Genomic DNA, 15168 nt, shown 5'->3' on the forward strand with positions numbered 1-15168 from the left:
TTCTTTTCAAACACCGAATTTCAGCAAGCGGTTCAACCAGCAAGGAGCAGCAATGCTTGACGCCATTCGTCGCAATGCCCAGTCATGGGGCGTAAAAGTCATATTTGGAATCATTATCCTGGTCTTTGTATTCTGGGGTGTAGGCAGTTTTCGCGCGGAACGCGGCAACGTGCTGGCGGAAATCAACGACAGCCCGCTTTTCCTGGAGGATTTTCAGCGGGTTTACCGACAGACTGTCGAGAATCTGCGTCGGGAAAACCCGGGGATCAATATCGAGGAGTTGGAGCGCATGGACATGCGCGGCCAGATTTTTGGCCAGATGGTCAACTCCAAGCTCATGGAACAAGAGGCAGCACGCCTGAATCTGAGCGTTTCCACCGAGGAACTGCGCCAGGCCATCTACGACCTCGAGGTTTTTCATGACCAGGAGCAACGCTTTGACCCTGCTGCCTACCGGGCAGTCCTGCGGGCTTACAATCTCACTCCCGCCCAGTTCGAGGCGGATTTTCGACGGGATCTGAAGATTCAGCGTCTTCAGGAATTCATTACGCTACCGGCCGCTGTTTCCGACCAGGAGGTCCGCGACATTTTCACCTTTGCCCGGGAAGAGGTCGTGCTGAGCTATCTCTCGTTTCCCTGGAACCATGAGCTGGCGGAACAGTTTGAGATTTCCGAGGAAGCCGTTGAAGCCCATTATCAGGCCAATTTGAACGCCTTCCAGGTTCCCGCGCGCATGCGCATCGCCTACCTGAACATCACTCCTTCAGCCCTGGCCGATCCCACAGCCGTGACCCAGGAAGAGATCCTGGACTACTACAATGCCAGGGCACACGAATTCATTCGACCTGAACAGGTATGGGCCAGACACATCCTGATCACGCCTTCCGATGGCACCCCCGAAGCCGACGATCAAGCCCGGGAACAGCTGCTCTCCCTGCTGGTCCGGATCCAGGGCGATGAGACCTTCGAGGACCTGGCCCGGGAGTATTCCCAGGATGCCAGCGCCGCTCAAGGCGGGGATCTGGGATGGTTCGGACGCGGGGAAATGGTTCCCGAGTTCGAAGACGCGGCCTTCGCTCTCCAGGCCGGACAAATCAGTCCGCCGGTGCGAACCCCGTTTGGGTGGCATTTGATCCAGGTTGAGGAACGTCGCGAGGAAAGCACGGTTCCCCTGGAAGAGGTTGAGCAGACCATTCGGACCCGGCTGGCCGAAGAGCATGCCATGGAAGTTCTGCCCGATGCCCTGGATGTGGCCATGGAACAGGTGATTGTCGGGTCTCCGCTGGACCAGATAGCCCAGCGGCTCAACCTCGAGGTCCAGGAATCGAATTTCTTCGCCATGGGGCAGTCGCCCGCCGGTCTGAACCTGAACCCCGAAGCAGTGGCCGTGCTGTTTGGGCTCGATGACCAGGAAATTACCCAAACGCCGATCCTGATGGCCGATGGCTACCTGCTGGCGCAACGAATCGACTTTGAACCACAACGAGTGCGAACCCTGGAAGAAGTTCGTGATCGCATCGTCACGCAGCTTCGCCTGGAACTGGCCAAGGATGCGGCTCAGGGCAGAGCGGAAAGAGTTCTTGATCAAATCCGCTCTGATACCGCTGAAGCCTATTCTCTTGATGATTTGCAGTCCAGTTCCGCCTTTGGACGGCAAGGATTCATTCCCGGACTTGGCTTCAACCAGGATCTGACCGCGGACGCTTTTGCCGCTGCCGTGGGAGACTGGCTGCCGGATGTGTATCAGGTCCAGGACGCCTTTATCGTGGCCAGGCTTGAGGAACGTTTTCCACCCACGGAAGCGCAATGGGCCGATGAGGGGGGCCTGTGGCGGGAGTCCCTGCTTGAATCCAGGCGAAACGAATTCCTGCAGGCCTTTGTCGGGGAGTTGCAAAACAAGGCCGATATCAGAATCGTGCGCCCGGACATCATCAGCCCTGCCAGATAGCTTCAGGCAGCGTAACTATTCAGCAATTGAAGCATGAACGGTCCGGGTTGCCTTGATTTTGCGATCTCGCCTGTTTGACTGAGCCAGGATTCGTTCGCCGAACCATTGCCGGACTCCTGGAGCACGAGTGTTGTTTATTCAAGCAATGGTTCGGTGTTACGAAGCCGGCGAAGGAGTTGGCGAGGCCGCAAAATCAAAGCAACCTGGACCTCAGCTGAGTAGTTACCAGGCAGCGCTTGTGAAACGCAGAAACTGTTCATCGTGATTCACGTCGGCCGGCCGGCAGACAGGCAGTCCGCACAATCCATCTCCTGGAGTCTGATCATGTCCGATTCTCCTTTCAAGCTGTTCCTTGCCGCGTTGCTGATCGCCGTGGGGTTGACTCTGTGCGGATATTTTATCGGCCAGGGATTTATTGAAGGGCGCCTCAATGATCGCTTCGTAACGGTTAGAGGGCTTGCCGAAACTGAGGTTCAGGCAAACCTGGCCATCTGGCCTCTGCGTTTCGTGGCCACCGGCGACAACCTCTCCGAAGTGCACGCGCAGCTGAGATCCGACGCTGAAAAGGTCGTCCAGTTTTTTGCCCGCCATGGCCTCCCCGAAAACGCCATTGAACTGCAATCCCTGGAAGTGACGGACCTGATGGCCCAGGCCTACCGTTCCGGCCCCATGGATTCCCGCTTCATCCTGACCCAGATCCTCGTTGCCCGAACGGAGAACGTGGACCTCATCGCTTCCGCCAGCCAACGCGTCAGTGAGCTGGTGGAGGCCGGCGTGGTTTTGAGTGCGGAATACGGTTCCGGCGGACCGGTCTATCTGTTCACCGGGCTCAACGACGTCAAGCCTGCAATGATCGCTGAAGCCACGGTGAACGCCCGTCTTGCCGCAGAGCAGTTCGCCGCCGATGCGGGCAGCCGCCTGGGAGGCATTCGCCGGGCAACGCAAGGGCTTTTTCAGATCCTGCCCCGGGACAACGCCCCGAACACGATGGAGCACAAACAGATCAACAAGACCCTGCGCGTTGTGACGACCGTTGAGTACTATCTCACTGAGTAGAAGAAGGACCATCTTTCATTCGGTCTCGACCATCCGTTTACAACACGGGCCGCAGTTCCTATTTACACCCCAGGCGACATCAATCGCCTGGGGTGCATTTTTTCCATCACCCGCTTCAACATACCTGTAGCCGGCGTTTCAACTGGAACCAAGACGTGCTTGATCTTGAACCGTATTCATCATGTCGCGTGCCCGAAGGTACAGCTGTTGCGGGGACTGCTATTAAGCGCACTTTCCGTCGCTTGTAACGGAATAACTTCTATTCTCATCAGGATCACAGCCCATGCCCCTGGATGATGCCAAACATGCCGCCAGCCCCATCATTGCCGTAGCTTCCTTGGAGGCGCAGGGGCAGAGGCTGGACCAGTTCTGGACGAATCAACTTGTCGAGCAGGAAATCGCCAGGGCCAAGGTTCAGGCCTGGATCAGAGAGGGACACGCCAGGATCAACGGGCAGGCATGCACGCGACCGAGCCGCCGGGTGGCCTGTGGGGAACGGCTGGAACTGGAAGTGGTGGTCGTCAAAACCGAATTGCAACCGGAGAACCGGGAACTGCGGATTCTGCACCTCGACGACGATCTCGTGGTGTTGAACAAGCCCGCCGGTCTGGTCGTTCATCCCGCACCCGGGCTGGACATGGGCACGCTGGTCCATCGCCTGATTCACCACTTTCCCGAACTGAGCGAACTGACCGGCGCCAGACCAGGTATTGTCCACCGCCTGGACAAGGACACTACTGGATTGATGGTCGTGGCGCTGAACGAAGCGACCCGGTTGCGGCTGGCCGCCTCTTTCGCTGATCGCCGCGTCGACAAGACCTACCTGGCCCTGGTTCACGGCCGTCCACTGGCCGAGGACTTCATTGACGCCCCCATCGGCCGCCATTCAACCTGGAAAACCAGAATGGCGGTGATCCCCAAGGGAGGAAAACCGGCCCAGAGCGAGTACAAGATCCTCTGGACCGCCGCCCATGACCGCTTCAGCCTCGTCCAGGTGCGCATCTTCAGCGGCCGGACCCACCAGGTGCGGGTGCACATGCAGCATGCCGGTCATCCCTTGCTGGGAGATGCTTCCTATTGTCCGGGCCATTTCCGCACGTGGCAGAAGGATGTACCCGGCCTCGACAAGCTCGTCGCCCGGCCCATGCTCCATGCCTGGAAGCTGGGTTTCGAGCATCCGCGAACAAGCGAGTCGCTGCGTTTCCAACTCGCGCCCCCCAAGGACATGACCAAGGTCATGCTTGCGGGTTCCAGAACCTCCCAGCGGGTCGGCCTGACAGGCATGCCCGGCTGCGGCAAAAGCCTGCTTCTGACGAAACTGGCCGCAATGGGCATTCCGGTCTGGAGCGCGGACAAGGCCATCGCGGAATTGTACCAGCCGGGGCAGGACGGATGGGAGTTGCTCCGGCGGCGTTTCGGCGACCGATTCATTACCGACCGGAATTCCCCGGTGGACAAGGGGGCCTTGTTGCAGGCTCTCCGCGAGACGCCCCAGCTGCGCCAGGAACTCGAGGCCATGATCCACCCCCTGGCCAGGCATCGCCTGGAGTGCTTCTGGAAGGACCACAGCAACGCCCGGGTTGCCGTGGCTGAAGTGCCCTTGCTGCTGGAAACCGGTTGGACATCCGGCTTCGATCTTCTTGTCGGTTTGGCGTGTGATGCGCAACAGCGTAAGGCGTGGCTCCGTGAGAAGCGCGGCTGGACCGAGGAACTGCTGGCCGATGTGGAATCCTGGCAATGGCCCGAAGCCAAGAAACTGCGGGCCTGTCATCTGATCGTCGACAATCCGGGCGCCCCTGACGAACTTGAGCGGCGTGCCGTTGCCTTGGCCGGCATCCTGCGCCGGCTGCGCCGCCAAAAGATACGTCGACTGCTGAGCAGGATTGACGGACTGGTGAATCCCAAACCGTAGGATACAAGCATGATCCCGCTTCGAGACAATATTCCGAATACAAAACCGTCCTACGGCATGTGGTTGATCATTTCCGCCAATACCGCGATTTTTATCCTGATGCTGACCATGAGCTATCGGGAAATGCTGATGATGACCCACGTTTTCGGGATGATTCCGGCCCGGGTCACGGACCCGGGCTGGGCGGCGGAGATCGGCTATGCCCCCAACTGGTTCATCACCCTGGGCACGCACATGTTCCTGCATGCCGGTTTTCTGCATTTCTTCCTGAACATGTGGATGCTCTGGATCTTCGGAGACAATGTGGAAGACGTGATGGGCACGGCCCGTTTTCTCGTCTTCTACCTGTTCTGCGGCCTGGGAGCAGTCCTGGTGCACCTCGTCTTCAACCTTGGCTCGACCATTCCGGTCATTGGCGCATCCGGAGCCATCGCCGGCATCATGGGCGCCTACCTGCTGCTGTATCCCCATGCCCGGGTCGTGGCCTTCATCCCCATTTTTTTCATACCCTATTTTTTCGAGGTGCCGGCAGTGGTCTTTCTGGGGATCTGGATCCTGATCCAGGTCATATCCGGAGTCACCGCCGCGATCCAGCACGAGGGGGCCCAGGGCATTGCCTGGTGGGCGCACATCGGCGGTTTCGTCGCCGGCATGATCATGATCCGCCTCTTTCAGAAGCAGGGAGCCTGCACCCACTGCACCAGCCTGGAGCAGTGGTTCAGGGATCACAGCTTCAGCCGCCGTAGCGAGTGACAGAGGTCCCTGCCGTCCCGGGCGTTTGCCGCGACTTCTGGTTCCGCGTTGAATGCGCGGGCCATGAGGTAGCGAGCCAGCCCTCCCAGCTGCCTGGGCGTGCATCCCAGCACGGCCTGCCAGACCTCGTCGGATTCCATGCATAGATAGAGCCCCTCAAAACCGGCCCGTGCCAGCAGGCTCGCCACATGGCGCAATTGACGGACCCGCAGCGGTCGCAGCAGGCGCTGCTTGCCGTCCAGCCCGGTGATGAACTCGGCATAGATATAGGTGGAGCGGGGATGATTGGCCATGATCCGGCTCTTCAGCTCCGGCATGAAGCGCAGGGAGCCCAGGCTGATGTAGGCCACCTGCTCCGGGCGCAGATAGTCCGCGATCATCTCCACGGTCCGGGCATAGCCTTGTTCCCAGCCATGGCACGGTATCACCGGATCAAAATGCAGGCAGACCCGGAATCCGGCCCGGGCGCAGTACCGTGCGGCCTGAAGCCGTTCTTCCAGCGTCGAGCTGCCGTGTTCTTCTCCGGCCTGGATGTGCGGGGCGTTCATGGACCACGCCGGCAGGACGCGATCGGGCCGGCGCACCCAGTCCATCCAGCTCAGGTCCACCACCTTGGACTTCAGTTCCAGGCAGACTTGCGGATAGTCGTTCAGGAAGGCGACCAGATCCCGACTGTATCCAGTCAGCGGTTCCAGGGTCAGCGAGTCCGTGAATTCGCCGGTGCCCAACCGCCAGCGACGCTGCGGATGCGCCGCAATAGCCCGTTCCAGTTCTTCGAACAGGTCCTCCTGATTGGCCCACACCTTGAGCACCCGGTCCTGAAAATAAGCCTGCAGAATGCAGTAGGAGCATGAAAGAGGACAGTTTTCCCCGATGTGCACGATCCGGTAGCCGCAACAGTGGTAATGGCTTGTTCCCGGGCAGGTGCGCAGAAACCGGCCCTTGTAGTGCTTCAGGTAGACAATGCCCTGCTCATGGTCATGGGCGGGAGGACGCTGCTCCGGTTCGAACACTTCCACCGGGAGATGGCCGAGTCGGGCAAGGACTCGTTGCGCCATGGGAGTGTGCTGAACCGATGCGTCGATCCAGATCCGCTCCAGATTGCGCAGATGCTCCGGCAAGGGATGCGGTTCATCATCGTGATTGTGCATTTTCATGTATAGCAGTATGTCGTTTCTTTCTTGTTCGTTCCCCCGCGGCATGATCCGTCACCCGACTATGACCAGACATCCCACGTCTAACATCAGCGTCACCATTCTGACCAAAGACGCCGAAAGGCTTCTGAAGGAATGTCTTCAGGCCGTTTCCGATTTTCCGGATGTCGTCCTCCTGGACAACGGCTCCACCGACGCCACTTTGGCCATAGCCGCCGGCTTTCCCAACGTGCGCGTGTTCCGGGAACCCTTCACCGGCTTCGGTCCGCTGCACAACCGGGCCGCGGAGCTGGCCGCCCATGACTGGATTCTGTCCATTGACAGTGATGAAATCCTGACCGAGGAACTGGCGGCGGAAATCGCTTCCCTGCCGCTTGATCCCTCCTGCGTCTATTCCTTCCCCATGGAGAACTACTTCAACGGCAAGCGTATCACCTGCTGCGGCTGGCATCCGGACCGCCATGTCCGGCTCTTTCACCGGGGACGGACCAGATTCACCGACGCCGCCGTGCACGAGGGCGTGATCACCAAAGGTCTGCGGGAGGTTCGCCTGCACCACCCGGTGCGCCATTACTCCTATTCCTGCGTAGCGGATTTTCTGGACAAGATGCAGCGCTACACAGACCAGTTCGCTCTCCAGAATGCAGGCCGGAAAAGCTCCAGCCCCCTGAAGGCCGTGCTCCACGGCGCCTTTGCCTTTCTGAAGTCCTACATCATCAAGCGGGGCATGTTCCACGGCTACGAGGGCCTGCTCATTTCCGCCTACAACGCCCACACCGCTTTCTACAAATACCTGAAACTCTACGAGGCCAACCAGCGCCGTGCTCGCCGTCCTGATGTACCATGACGTGGTTCCCGGCGGCGGCAAGTATGCCAATGATCCGGAAGTTATGCGCGCCCACCTGGAGTACGTCCGGCGCAACCATCCCGTTGTCCTGCCCGGAGATCCCCTTCCCAAAAGCGGATTAAGCGTCTGCCTGACCTTCGACGACGCCCATGCCGGTTTTTATCATTTTGTTTACCCCATGCTGCGGGAAACGGGCCTGAAGGCCGTTGTCGCGGTTTCCACGGACTTTATCCTCGAGGATACGGCCGTTCCCATGGAACAGCGCCTGCAAACCTCGTCACGCAACGGCAGGGAGGGCAAGAACTATCAGGATACCGCCTGCTTCTGCACCTGGAAGGAACTGCGGGAAATGTGCGCCAGCGGAGGCGTCGAGGTTGCCTGCCATTCCGCCGGACATATGGACCTCACGCGCCCCGGCCTGGATTTGGAGCGCGAGATTCACGGCGCCGGAAAGATCATCGCCGCCCACATCGGAGCATTTCCGCGAACCTTTGTCTTTCCCCTGGGCCGCGTGAATCAATCCGTTGCGGGGACCTCTCGACGCCTCTATCCGTACCGCATGCGTATCGGCGGAGCCCTGAACCGGGGCTGGAGCAACCCAGGCGGACTGCTCTATCGCCTGCAGGGCGACAACCTTCAGGACGACATGGGGCCGCTCCGTAGTCTGTGGAAGCCGAAGCTCAGGTACTATTGGAATACCCTACGGCTACGGTAGACATTCTTCCATCAACGCCGCGAAGGCCTTCGTCTCCCGATCCGCGGTCCAGCCGGAGACGCCGGCGGCGATCTCGAGCGGATCGACAGCCGCTGACCGGCACCAGTGGATCGCATCATGCAGATCATCGCCCAAAATGTATCCTGTCCGGCCGTGATCGATTACCTCCGCGGCGCCGTTGTTCGCGGTGGTCAGCACAGGGCAGCCGCAGGCCAGGGCTTCGAGGCAGGCATTGGAGAAGGGATCGTAAAGCGTGGGCAGGAGAAAGATGTCCGCGGCCTGGTAAAAGCGGCGCAGATCCGTCCGAGGACCGAGGAAACGCACATGCCGGCCGACGTCGAGGTCGATTCGACGCAGCGTGGACTTGAACTGATTCGGCTGTCCTTTGCCGACCACAAGAAGCACTCCTAGAGGCTCGTCCTGACCCAAAGTCCGGTTGTATTCGGCCACCAACTCCAAAGCCCGCGCCAGCCCCTTCCGTCGCCATCCGCTCCCCACGAACAGAAACAGTTTGCACTTTTCAGACAGACTCAGTTCAGCGCGTCGTTCCGGCGCCGTCGCATCCGGATAAAAAACCTCCGGGTCAAATCCGTTGAGGATCACCCGCACATTTTGCGCGGCCTGAGGATGATACCGTTCCATTTCTCGTCGGACCATCTCCGAGTTGGCGGCCACAAACCGGGCGGAACGGATCGTCTTGGCTTCCAGCCGGGGGTACAGCCAGTGCAGGGGATTGGCCATCCAGGCCGGAAAGGAGCCGAAACGAAGCGCTCTCCAGCGCAGATGCACCCCGTCTCCGGCCCGGTAGATGGAGCAGTCCGGTCCCCGTTCCAGATTGAGCGTCACTCCGGGCTTCCCGTCCAGCAATCTGTCGACGCTGGCGGCGAAGCGCAATGCTCGCCACCAGCCCGGCCCGTTCAGGCCGGCAATCTCGTGTCCATCGAAATTCAACCCGGCACCGAGACGATGCACATCCCAGTCAGGAGCGAGATGCTCGGCCAAGCGGCGTGCAGCGGCTTCCGCGCCGCCTCCCGAAGATTGGCGGCGAATGATATAGGCGATTCGTTTGGACTGCGAGGCCATGGTTCAGCGTTTTCCGGCGTCTTCCGTACGCCCCTTGACTATTGTTTTGGCCAGCGCTCGCAGGACCGCCTCAGGCTCAATGCGCCGCAGACAGTCCAGATGTCCGAGAGGACAGTGCCGCTTGAAGCAGGGACTGCATTCCAGCCCCAGGGAGACGATGCGCGAGGACGCACTCAACGGCGGCGTGAATTTCGGGTCGGAAGAACCGTAGACCGCAGCCAGAGGCCGATCCAGGGCCGCGGCCACGTGCATCAGCCCGGAATCGTTGCTGACCACGGCCGAAGCCAGCGCAAGCAGGTCCACGGCCTGACCCAAAGTCGTTCGCCCCGCCAGATTGACGCATTGCTCCGTCGGCAGGTTGGACTGAGCGCAGACCTGCCCGGCCACGTCCTGATCCTTTTGGGAGCCCATCACCCAGACCGTCCATCCCTGCTGGTGCATGGCCCGGGCAACTTCGGCAAAATGCTCGGCCGGCCAGCGTTTGGCAGGACCATACTCCGCTCCCGGACACAGCACCAGAATCGGACGTTCAAGATCCAATCCCAAAGCGGCCAGTGCAGCTTGCCCGTCTTTTGGCTCGCCCCGCAGCTTCGGCGGCGAAATCTCCGGCGGCAGGACCGCGTTCCGGGGAAGTCCCAGAGCCACGAACCGCTGCACGGTCATGGTCAGGGCGGATTTGTCCAGCCTGCGCGCGTCGTTGAGCAGTCCGAAGCGCCACTCGCCGATATTGCCGGTTCGCCTGGGGATACAGGCAAAGAAGGGAATCAGGGCGGACTTGAAGGAATTGGGCAGGACAATGGCCTGGTCATACTTCCCGCGCAAGCTGCGACCAAGCTCGCGACGCGTTCCGAGCGCCAACCGGCCATGTCCCACGGGCATGGCTACGACATCGCGCACTCCGGGCATGCGTTCCAGCAAGGCCGCGCTCCAGGCAGGCGCCAGGACATCCACCTCGCAGTCCTTGTCCCGGCGTTTCAGCTCCTGCACCAGGCTCTGGGCCATGACCATGTCGCCGACCCAGGAGGGGCCGATCAGAAGGTATCGAGGGGGATGCGAAGTGACGACAGCCGGTGCGGAGGAAAAGGCAGGCGAGTCAGATGTCATTTATTCGGAAGTGAGCCAATGTTGCCACAGACCCGCATATTTGCCCTGCGCCGTGAGGATGAACCGGATGGCTTCGCGGACAGCGCCGTTGCCGCCGGCGGCCTTGCTGGTCCAGACCGCCAGATCCTTGATCTCCGGCTGGGCATTGGCCACGGCCATGGGCAGTCCGACCATGCGCATGGCCGCGGCATCCACCCAGTCGTCGCCGATATAGGCGATCTGGTCCGGCTCCAGTTGTTTGCGCTCGCAGATGCCCCGGATGATGGGCACTTTTATCTTGTGTCCGGGATGATACTCCGTGATGTCCAGTTCTTTGACCCGTGAAGCCACCGAGGTGGCGTCCAATCCTGAAATCACGGCAAACTCCAGGCCCACGCTCTGCGCCATCTTGATGCCCAGGCCGTCCTGGACGTTGAAGCGCTTGGACACGCTGCCCCGGTCGTCGTAGTACAGCCCGCCGTCCGTGAGTACGCCGTCCACGTCCAGGATCATCAGCGCGATGCGTTTGGCGCGGTCTTCAGGAGTCACGGGGCAGCCTCCAGATGCGCAGCAGATCGGTCAGCAGCGCGGGCAGCTTGTCCAGGGGCCAGCTGTTGGGCCCGTCGCACAAGGCCTGTTCCGGTCTGGGATGGACTTCGAGAAAAACTCCCGTGCATCCCGCGGCCACTGCGGCCCGGGCCAGGACCGGCACGAATTCGCGTTGGCCGTCCGAGGCATGGCCTTTGCCTCCGGGAAGCTGCACCGAGTGCGTAGCGTCGAAGACAACCGGATGGCCGAATTCCGCGAGCAGCGGGAAGGAGCGATAGTCCACCACTAGATTGTTGTACCCGAAGCTGGCGCCCCGCTCCGTCAGCCAGATCATGGAATTGCCCGTGGAGCGCACCTTGGCCACTGCCGGCCGCAAATCCCACGGCGCCACGAACTGGCCTTTCTTGATGTTCACCACCCGCCCAGTTTCCCCGGCAGCCAGCAGCAGGTCCGTCTGACGACAGAGAAAGGCCGGGATCTGGAGCACGTCGGCCACTTTGGCCGCCACCTCGGCCTGCCGAGGCTCATGGATGTCCGTGATCACGGGCAGCCCGGTCTCTTCCTTGATCCGGGCCAGCCACTCCAGTCCTTGCTCCAGGCCCGGCCCGCGGAAGGATTCCAGGGAACTGCGATTGGCCTTGTCAAAGGAGCTCTTGAAGATCACGAGAATCCGTTCCCGCTCCGCAATCGCGGCCAAGGCCCTGGCCACTTCCATGCCCAGCTCCAGGCTCTCCAGAACACAGGGTCCGGCGATCAGGAACGGGTCGGACTGGGATCGTTGATACAGCGATGGTGAATCACTCATGGAATGCCCTGTTCTTGAAGTTCAGGCAGGCGCCGATAAAGTCCCGGAACAAGGGATGGGGCTGCAGCGGACGGGACTTGAACTCCGGGTGGAACTGACAGCCGAGAAACCATGGATGGTTGGGCAGTTCCACGATTTCCACCAGCGAATTGTCCGGAGACAGGCCGCTCAGGACCATGCCCTTGGCTTCGAATTCTTCGGCGTACCGGGCATTGAATTCATAACGATGCCGGTGACGCTCCTGAATCAATTCGGTTTCATAGGCCGCGAACGCCCTGGTCTCCGGCTTGATGCGGCAGGGATAGGCTCCCAGGCGCATGGTTCCGCCCTTGGCGCATGTGGAGTCGCGCTGTTGCAGGCATTGCCGGCGGTGGTCATACCACTCGGACATCAGATAGATGACCGGATCCGGCGTGTGCGGCTCGAACTCCTCGGAATTGGCCGCGGAAAGGTTCAGTACGTTGCGGGCGAACTCGATCACCGCGCACTGCATGCCAAGACAGATTCCGAAAAAAGGAACCTGCTGCTCCCGTGCATAGCGAATGGCAGCGACCTTGCCCTCCACACCCCGGTGTCCGAACCCCCCCGGCACCAGCACGCCGTGCAGGGAGGCGATTTTATCGGCCACGGTTCCGGCATCCACATCTTCGGAATTGATGTATTCCAAATGAACCGAGACATTATGACTCACCCCGCCATGGATCAAGGCCTCGTGCAGACTTTTATAGGATTCCCGCAAATCCACGTATTTCCCGATAATGGCGATGCGCACCTCGTCCTTGGGAGCCTTGAGCCGGGCAACCAGGTCCTTCCAGAGCGGCAGATGCGGATTTTTGGCCGGCAGCCTGAGCAGGATGGCGATTTTCTGGTCCACCCCCTCTTCGTACAGGGCCAGGGGAACCTCGTAGATGCTCTTCACGTCGATGGCCGTGAACACGGCGTCCTCGTCCACGTTGCAGAACAGGGCGATCTTGGACTTGATGTCCTTGCCAAGATCCACTTCGCTGCGACACAGGATGATATCCGGCTGAATGCCGATGGAGCGCAGTTCCTTGACGCTGTGTTGGGTGGGTTTGGTTTTCAATTCGCCCGCGGCGCGCATCAACGGCACCAGGGTCAGGTGGATGTACAGGACGTTGTCCTTGCCCAGGTTGGAGCGCAGTTGGCGGATGGCCTCCAGAAACGGCAGGCTTTCGATGTCGCCCACTGTGCCGCCGATCTCAATGATCGCCACGTCCTCGTTGTCCTGGGCCACGCCGAGAACGGCGTTCTTGATTTCATCGGTGATGTGCGGGATGACCTGAACGGTGCCGCCGAGGTAATCGCCGCGCCGCTCCTTGGTGATCACGGAGTTGTAGATGCTTCCCGACGTATAGTTGTTGCGCTGGGACATGGAAATGTTCAGATAGCGCTCGTAATGTCCGAGATCCAGATCCGTCTCCGCCCCGTCATCGGTCACGTAGACCTCACCGTGCTGGAACGGATTCATGGTCCCGGGATCGACATTGATATACGGATCAAGTTTCTGGATCGTGACCTTCAGCCCCCGGGCCTGCAGCAATGCTCCGATGGAAGCGGCCGCCAGCCCCTTTCCCAATGAGGAAAGAACTCCGCCGGTGACGAATATGAACTTGGTTTTCATACCGACTCCTATTAAAAATGATGTCGCAAGCTGAACGTGATGAGAAAACACAAGAAGAAGTGCGTTACCAAAAACGATGCACTTTGCCCCAAAAAAAGGTAAAAGGCTACCATTGCCGTTGTTGACGTAGCGCCATGTTGCATCTATCTCCTCAATTTCACGGAGAGTTGTTGCTTCAAAGCCAATCAAAATTCACGAATTCACGACAAATGGAGACATAATCATGAGCAAGGTCAGAGTGCTGGTGCTTGCGGGCTACGGGACCAATTGCCAGCGCGAAACCGCCCACGCAGCCATGCTGGCCGGTGCGGACGAGGCGGTTGTCGTCCATTTTTCCGAACTGCTTTCCGGAGAAGTCCATCTGGGCGACTTCAACTTCTTGATATTTCCCGGCGGATTCCTGGACGGCGACGACCTTGGAGCGGCCCAGGCCGCAGCCCTGCGCTGGCGCTATGCACGGACCTCCTCGGGCACGCCCCTGGTGGACGAACTCAAACGCTTCTTTGACGCAGGCGGCCTGATCCTGGGCATTTGCAACGGATTCCAACTGCTGGTCAAACTTGGCATGCTCCCTGGAACGGGAACCGAGGATTTTCAGCGCCAGGTCAGTCTAGGCCACAACAATTCCGCGCGGTTCGAGGACCGCTGGGTGCATTTGCGGGTCAACACCCAAAGTCCCTGCGTCTTCACCAAGGGTTTGGACAGGATGTACCTCCCGGTCCGGCACGGGGAAGGCAAACTTGTGCCCAAAGACGAGGAAACCCTTACCGAACTTGAGCGAAGCGCTCTCGTGGCCCTGAGCTACATTCATCCGGAAAGCGGCGAAGCCACCGTGGAATACCCCCACAATCCAAATGGCTCGCCCTCCGGAATTGCCGGCCTGACCGATCCGTCTGGACGCATCCTGGGACTGATGCCCCATCCCGAGGCCTATAACCATCCAACCAACCACCCGTCATGGACGCGAGGAGATCAGGCCCCGCTGGGCATTGAGTTGCTGGCCAACGGCGTCAAATACCTGCGCACGCGAGCGTGATGATGGAGAGGACCTTCCTTGACAGCTCCCGAGCCATTTCGTAGAGCACCTCCCTTCCAAGGGTCGGCGATATTCCGATGACAGCCCAACATTCCGAGGATCCATGGGCGGAGCCAATGCGCAAAGCCCTGGACGAGGCAAGAACGGCCCGGGACATTGGCGAGGTTCCGGTGGGCGCCCTGCTCCTCGACCCCAACGGCGACATTTTGGCAGCGGCCCACAACCGGACAGAGTCGGACGTCGATCCTTCCGGACACGCGGAAATCCTGGCCCTGCGCCAGGCTGCACGAATCGCCGGAAACCACCGCCTGACAGGCAGCGTTCTCGTGGTGACCTTGGAACCCTGCCTGATGTGCCTCGGAGCCATGGTCCAGGCCCGGGTGGCCGGTCTGGTCTTCGGAGCACGAGATCCCAGGGCCGGAGCCGTACTTTCGCGGATCAACGTCAACGACCTGAACTGGCTGAACCACCGCTTCTGGGTTCGTGAAGGCGTCCTGGCCGAAGAAAGCGCTTCCCTGTTGCGCGAATTCTTCACTCAGCGTAGAAATAAAACGCAGCCGACGAGTTCTGTTTGAAGTCACCATA

General features: G+C 60.2%; 14 protein-coding genes. 8 read left to right on the forward strand and 6 right to left on the reverse strand.

What is annotated here, in order from left to right:
• Positions 1-52: 52 nt before the first annotated feature.
• From ACYQ15_RS13125 to ACYQ15_RS13140, 4 genes are all read left to right on the forward strand, one after another.
• The gene (locus tag ACYQ15_RS13125; RefSeq protein ID WP_459937960.1) at positions 53-1948 is read left to right on the forward strand and encodes a peptidylprolyl isomerase; all 1896 of its coding nucleotides are present in this window, start codon (positions 53-55) and stop codon (positions 1946-1948) included.
• Between the two features lie 324 nt (positions 1949-2272).
• A complete protein-coding gene (locus ACYQ15_RS13130) occupies positions 2273-3004 on the forward strand; it encodes an SIMPL domain-containing protein (RefSeq protein WP_459937961.1) in 732 nt (243 codons plus the stop codon).
• A gap of 283 nt (positions 3005-3287) precedes the next feature.
• Positions 3288-4916, forward strand: a complete 1629-nt coding sequence (coaE, locus tag ACYQ15_RS13135; RefSeq protein WP_459937962.1) for a dephospho-CoA kinase — start codon at positions 3288-3290, stop codon at positions 4914-4916.
• A 9-nt stretch (positions 4917-4925) separates the two neighbouring features.
• Positions 4926-5669, forward strand: a complete 744-nt coding sequence (locus tag ACYQ15_RS13140) for a rhomboid family intramembrane serine protease (RefSeq protein ID WP_459937963.1) — start codon at positions 4926-4928, stop codon at positions 5667-5669.
• On the opposite strand, the gene ACYQ15_RS13145 is transcribed toward ACYQ15_RS13140, so the two are convergent.
• Positions 5642-6826 (reverse strand): SPL family radical SAM protein, encoded by a 1185-nt coding sequence (locus tag ACYQ15_RS13145; RefSeq protein ID WP_459937964.1) that lies wholly within the window; start codon positions 6824-6826, stop codon positions 5642-5644. The genes ACYQ15_RS13140 and ACYQ15_RS13145 overlap by 28 nt on opposite strands.
• A 61-nt stretch (positions 6827-6887) precedes the next feature.
• Between ACYQ15_RS13145 and ACYQ15_RS13150 the strand changes: the two genes are divergently transcribed.
• Both ACYQ15_RS13150 and ACYQ15_RS13155 read left to right on the forward strand, forming a co-directional pair.
• Entirely contained in the window at positions 6888-7670 is a 783-nt protein-coding gene (locus ACYQ15_RS13150) for a glycosyltransferase family 2 protein (protein ID WP_459937965.1), read from the forward strand.
• Entirely contained in the window at positions 7645-8385 is a 741-nt protein-coding gene (locus ACYQ15_RS13155; protein WP_459937966.1) for a polysaccharide deacetylase family protein, read from the forward strand. Before ACYQ15_RS13150 ends, ACYQ15_RS13155 begins: the two co-directional genes overlap by 26 nt.
• On the opposite strand, the gene ACYQ15_RS13160 is transcribed toward ACYQ15_RS13155, so the two are convergent.
• Genes ACYQ15_RS13160 through pyrG form a run of 5 tightly spaced genes read right to left on the reverse strand, consistent with a single transcriptional unit; the run spans position 8377 to position 13547 of the window.
• Positions 8377-9468 carry a glycosyltransferase family 4 protein gene (locus ACYQ15_RS13160; protein ID WP_459937967.1) on the reverse strand — a complete coding sequence of 364 codons (1092 nt, stop codon included), beginning with the start codon at positions 9466-9468 and terminating at the stop codon, positions 8377-8379. The genes ACYQ15_RS13155 and ACYQ15_RS13160 overlap by 9 nt on opposite strands.
• 3 nt (positions 9469-9471) lie before the next feature.
• The gene (gene waaF, locus ACYQ15_RS13165; protein ID WP_459937968.1) at positions 9472-10572 is read right to left on the reverse strand and encodes a lipopolysaccharide heptosyltransferase II; all 1101 of its coding nucleotides are present in this window, start codon (positions 10570-10572) and stop codon (positions 9472-9474) included.
• A complete protein-coding gene (locus ACYQ15_RS13170) occupies positions 10573-11100 on the reverse strand; it encodes a KdsC family phosphatase (protein ID WP_459937969.1) in 528 nt (175 codons plus the stop codon).
• A complete protein-coding gene (gene kdsA, locus ACYQ15_RS13175; RefSeq protein ID WP_459937970.1) occupies positions 11090-11905 on the reverse strand; it encodes a 3-deoxy-8-phosphooctulonate synthase in 816 nt (271 codons plus the stop codon). Before kdsA ends, ACYQ15_RS13170 begins: the two co-directional genes overlap by 11 nt.
• A complete protein-coding gene (pyrG, locus tag ACYQ15_RS13180) occupies positions 11898-13547 on the reverse strand; it encodes a CTP synthase (RefSeq protein WP_459937971.1) in 1650 nt (549 codons plus the stop codon). Before pyrG ends, kdsA begins: the two co-directional genes overlap by 8 nt.
• A gap of 223 nt (positions 13548-13770) precedes the next feature.
• Between pyrG and ACYQ15_RS13185 the strand changes: the two genes are divergently transcribed.
• Entirely contained in the window at positions 13771-14583 is an 813-nt protein-coding gene (locus tag ACYQ15_RS13185) for a phosphoribosylformylglycinamidine synthase subunit PurQ (RefSeq protein ID WP_459937972.1), read from the forward strand.
• A gap of 116 nt (positions 14584-14699) precedes the next feature.
• The gene (locus ACYQ15_RS13190; protein ID WP_459937973.1) at positions 14700-15158 is read left to right on the forward strand and encodes a nucleoside deaminase; all 459 of its coding nucleotides are present in this window, start codon (positions 14700-14702) and stop codon (positions 15156-15158) included.
• Positions 15159-15168: the final 10 nt, after the last annotated feature.

The organism is Desulfonatronum parangueonense, from assembly GCF_054656975.1.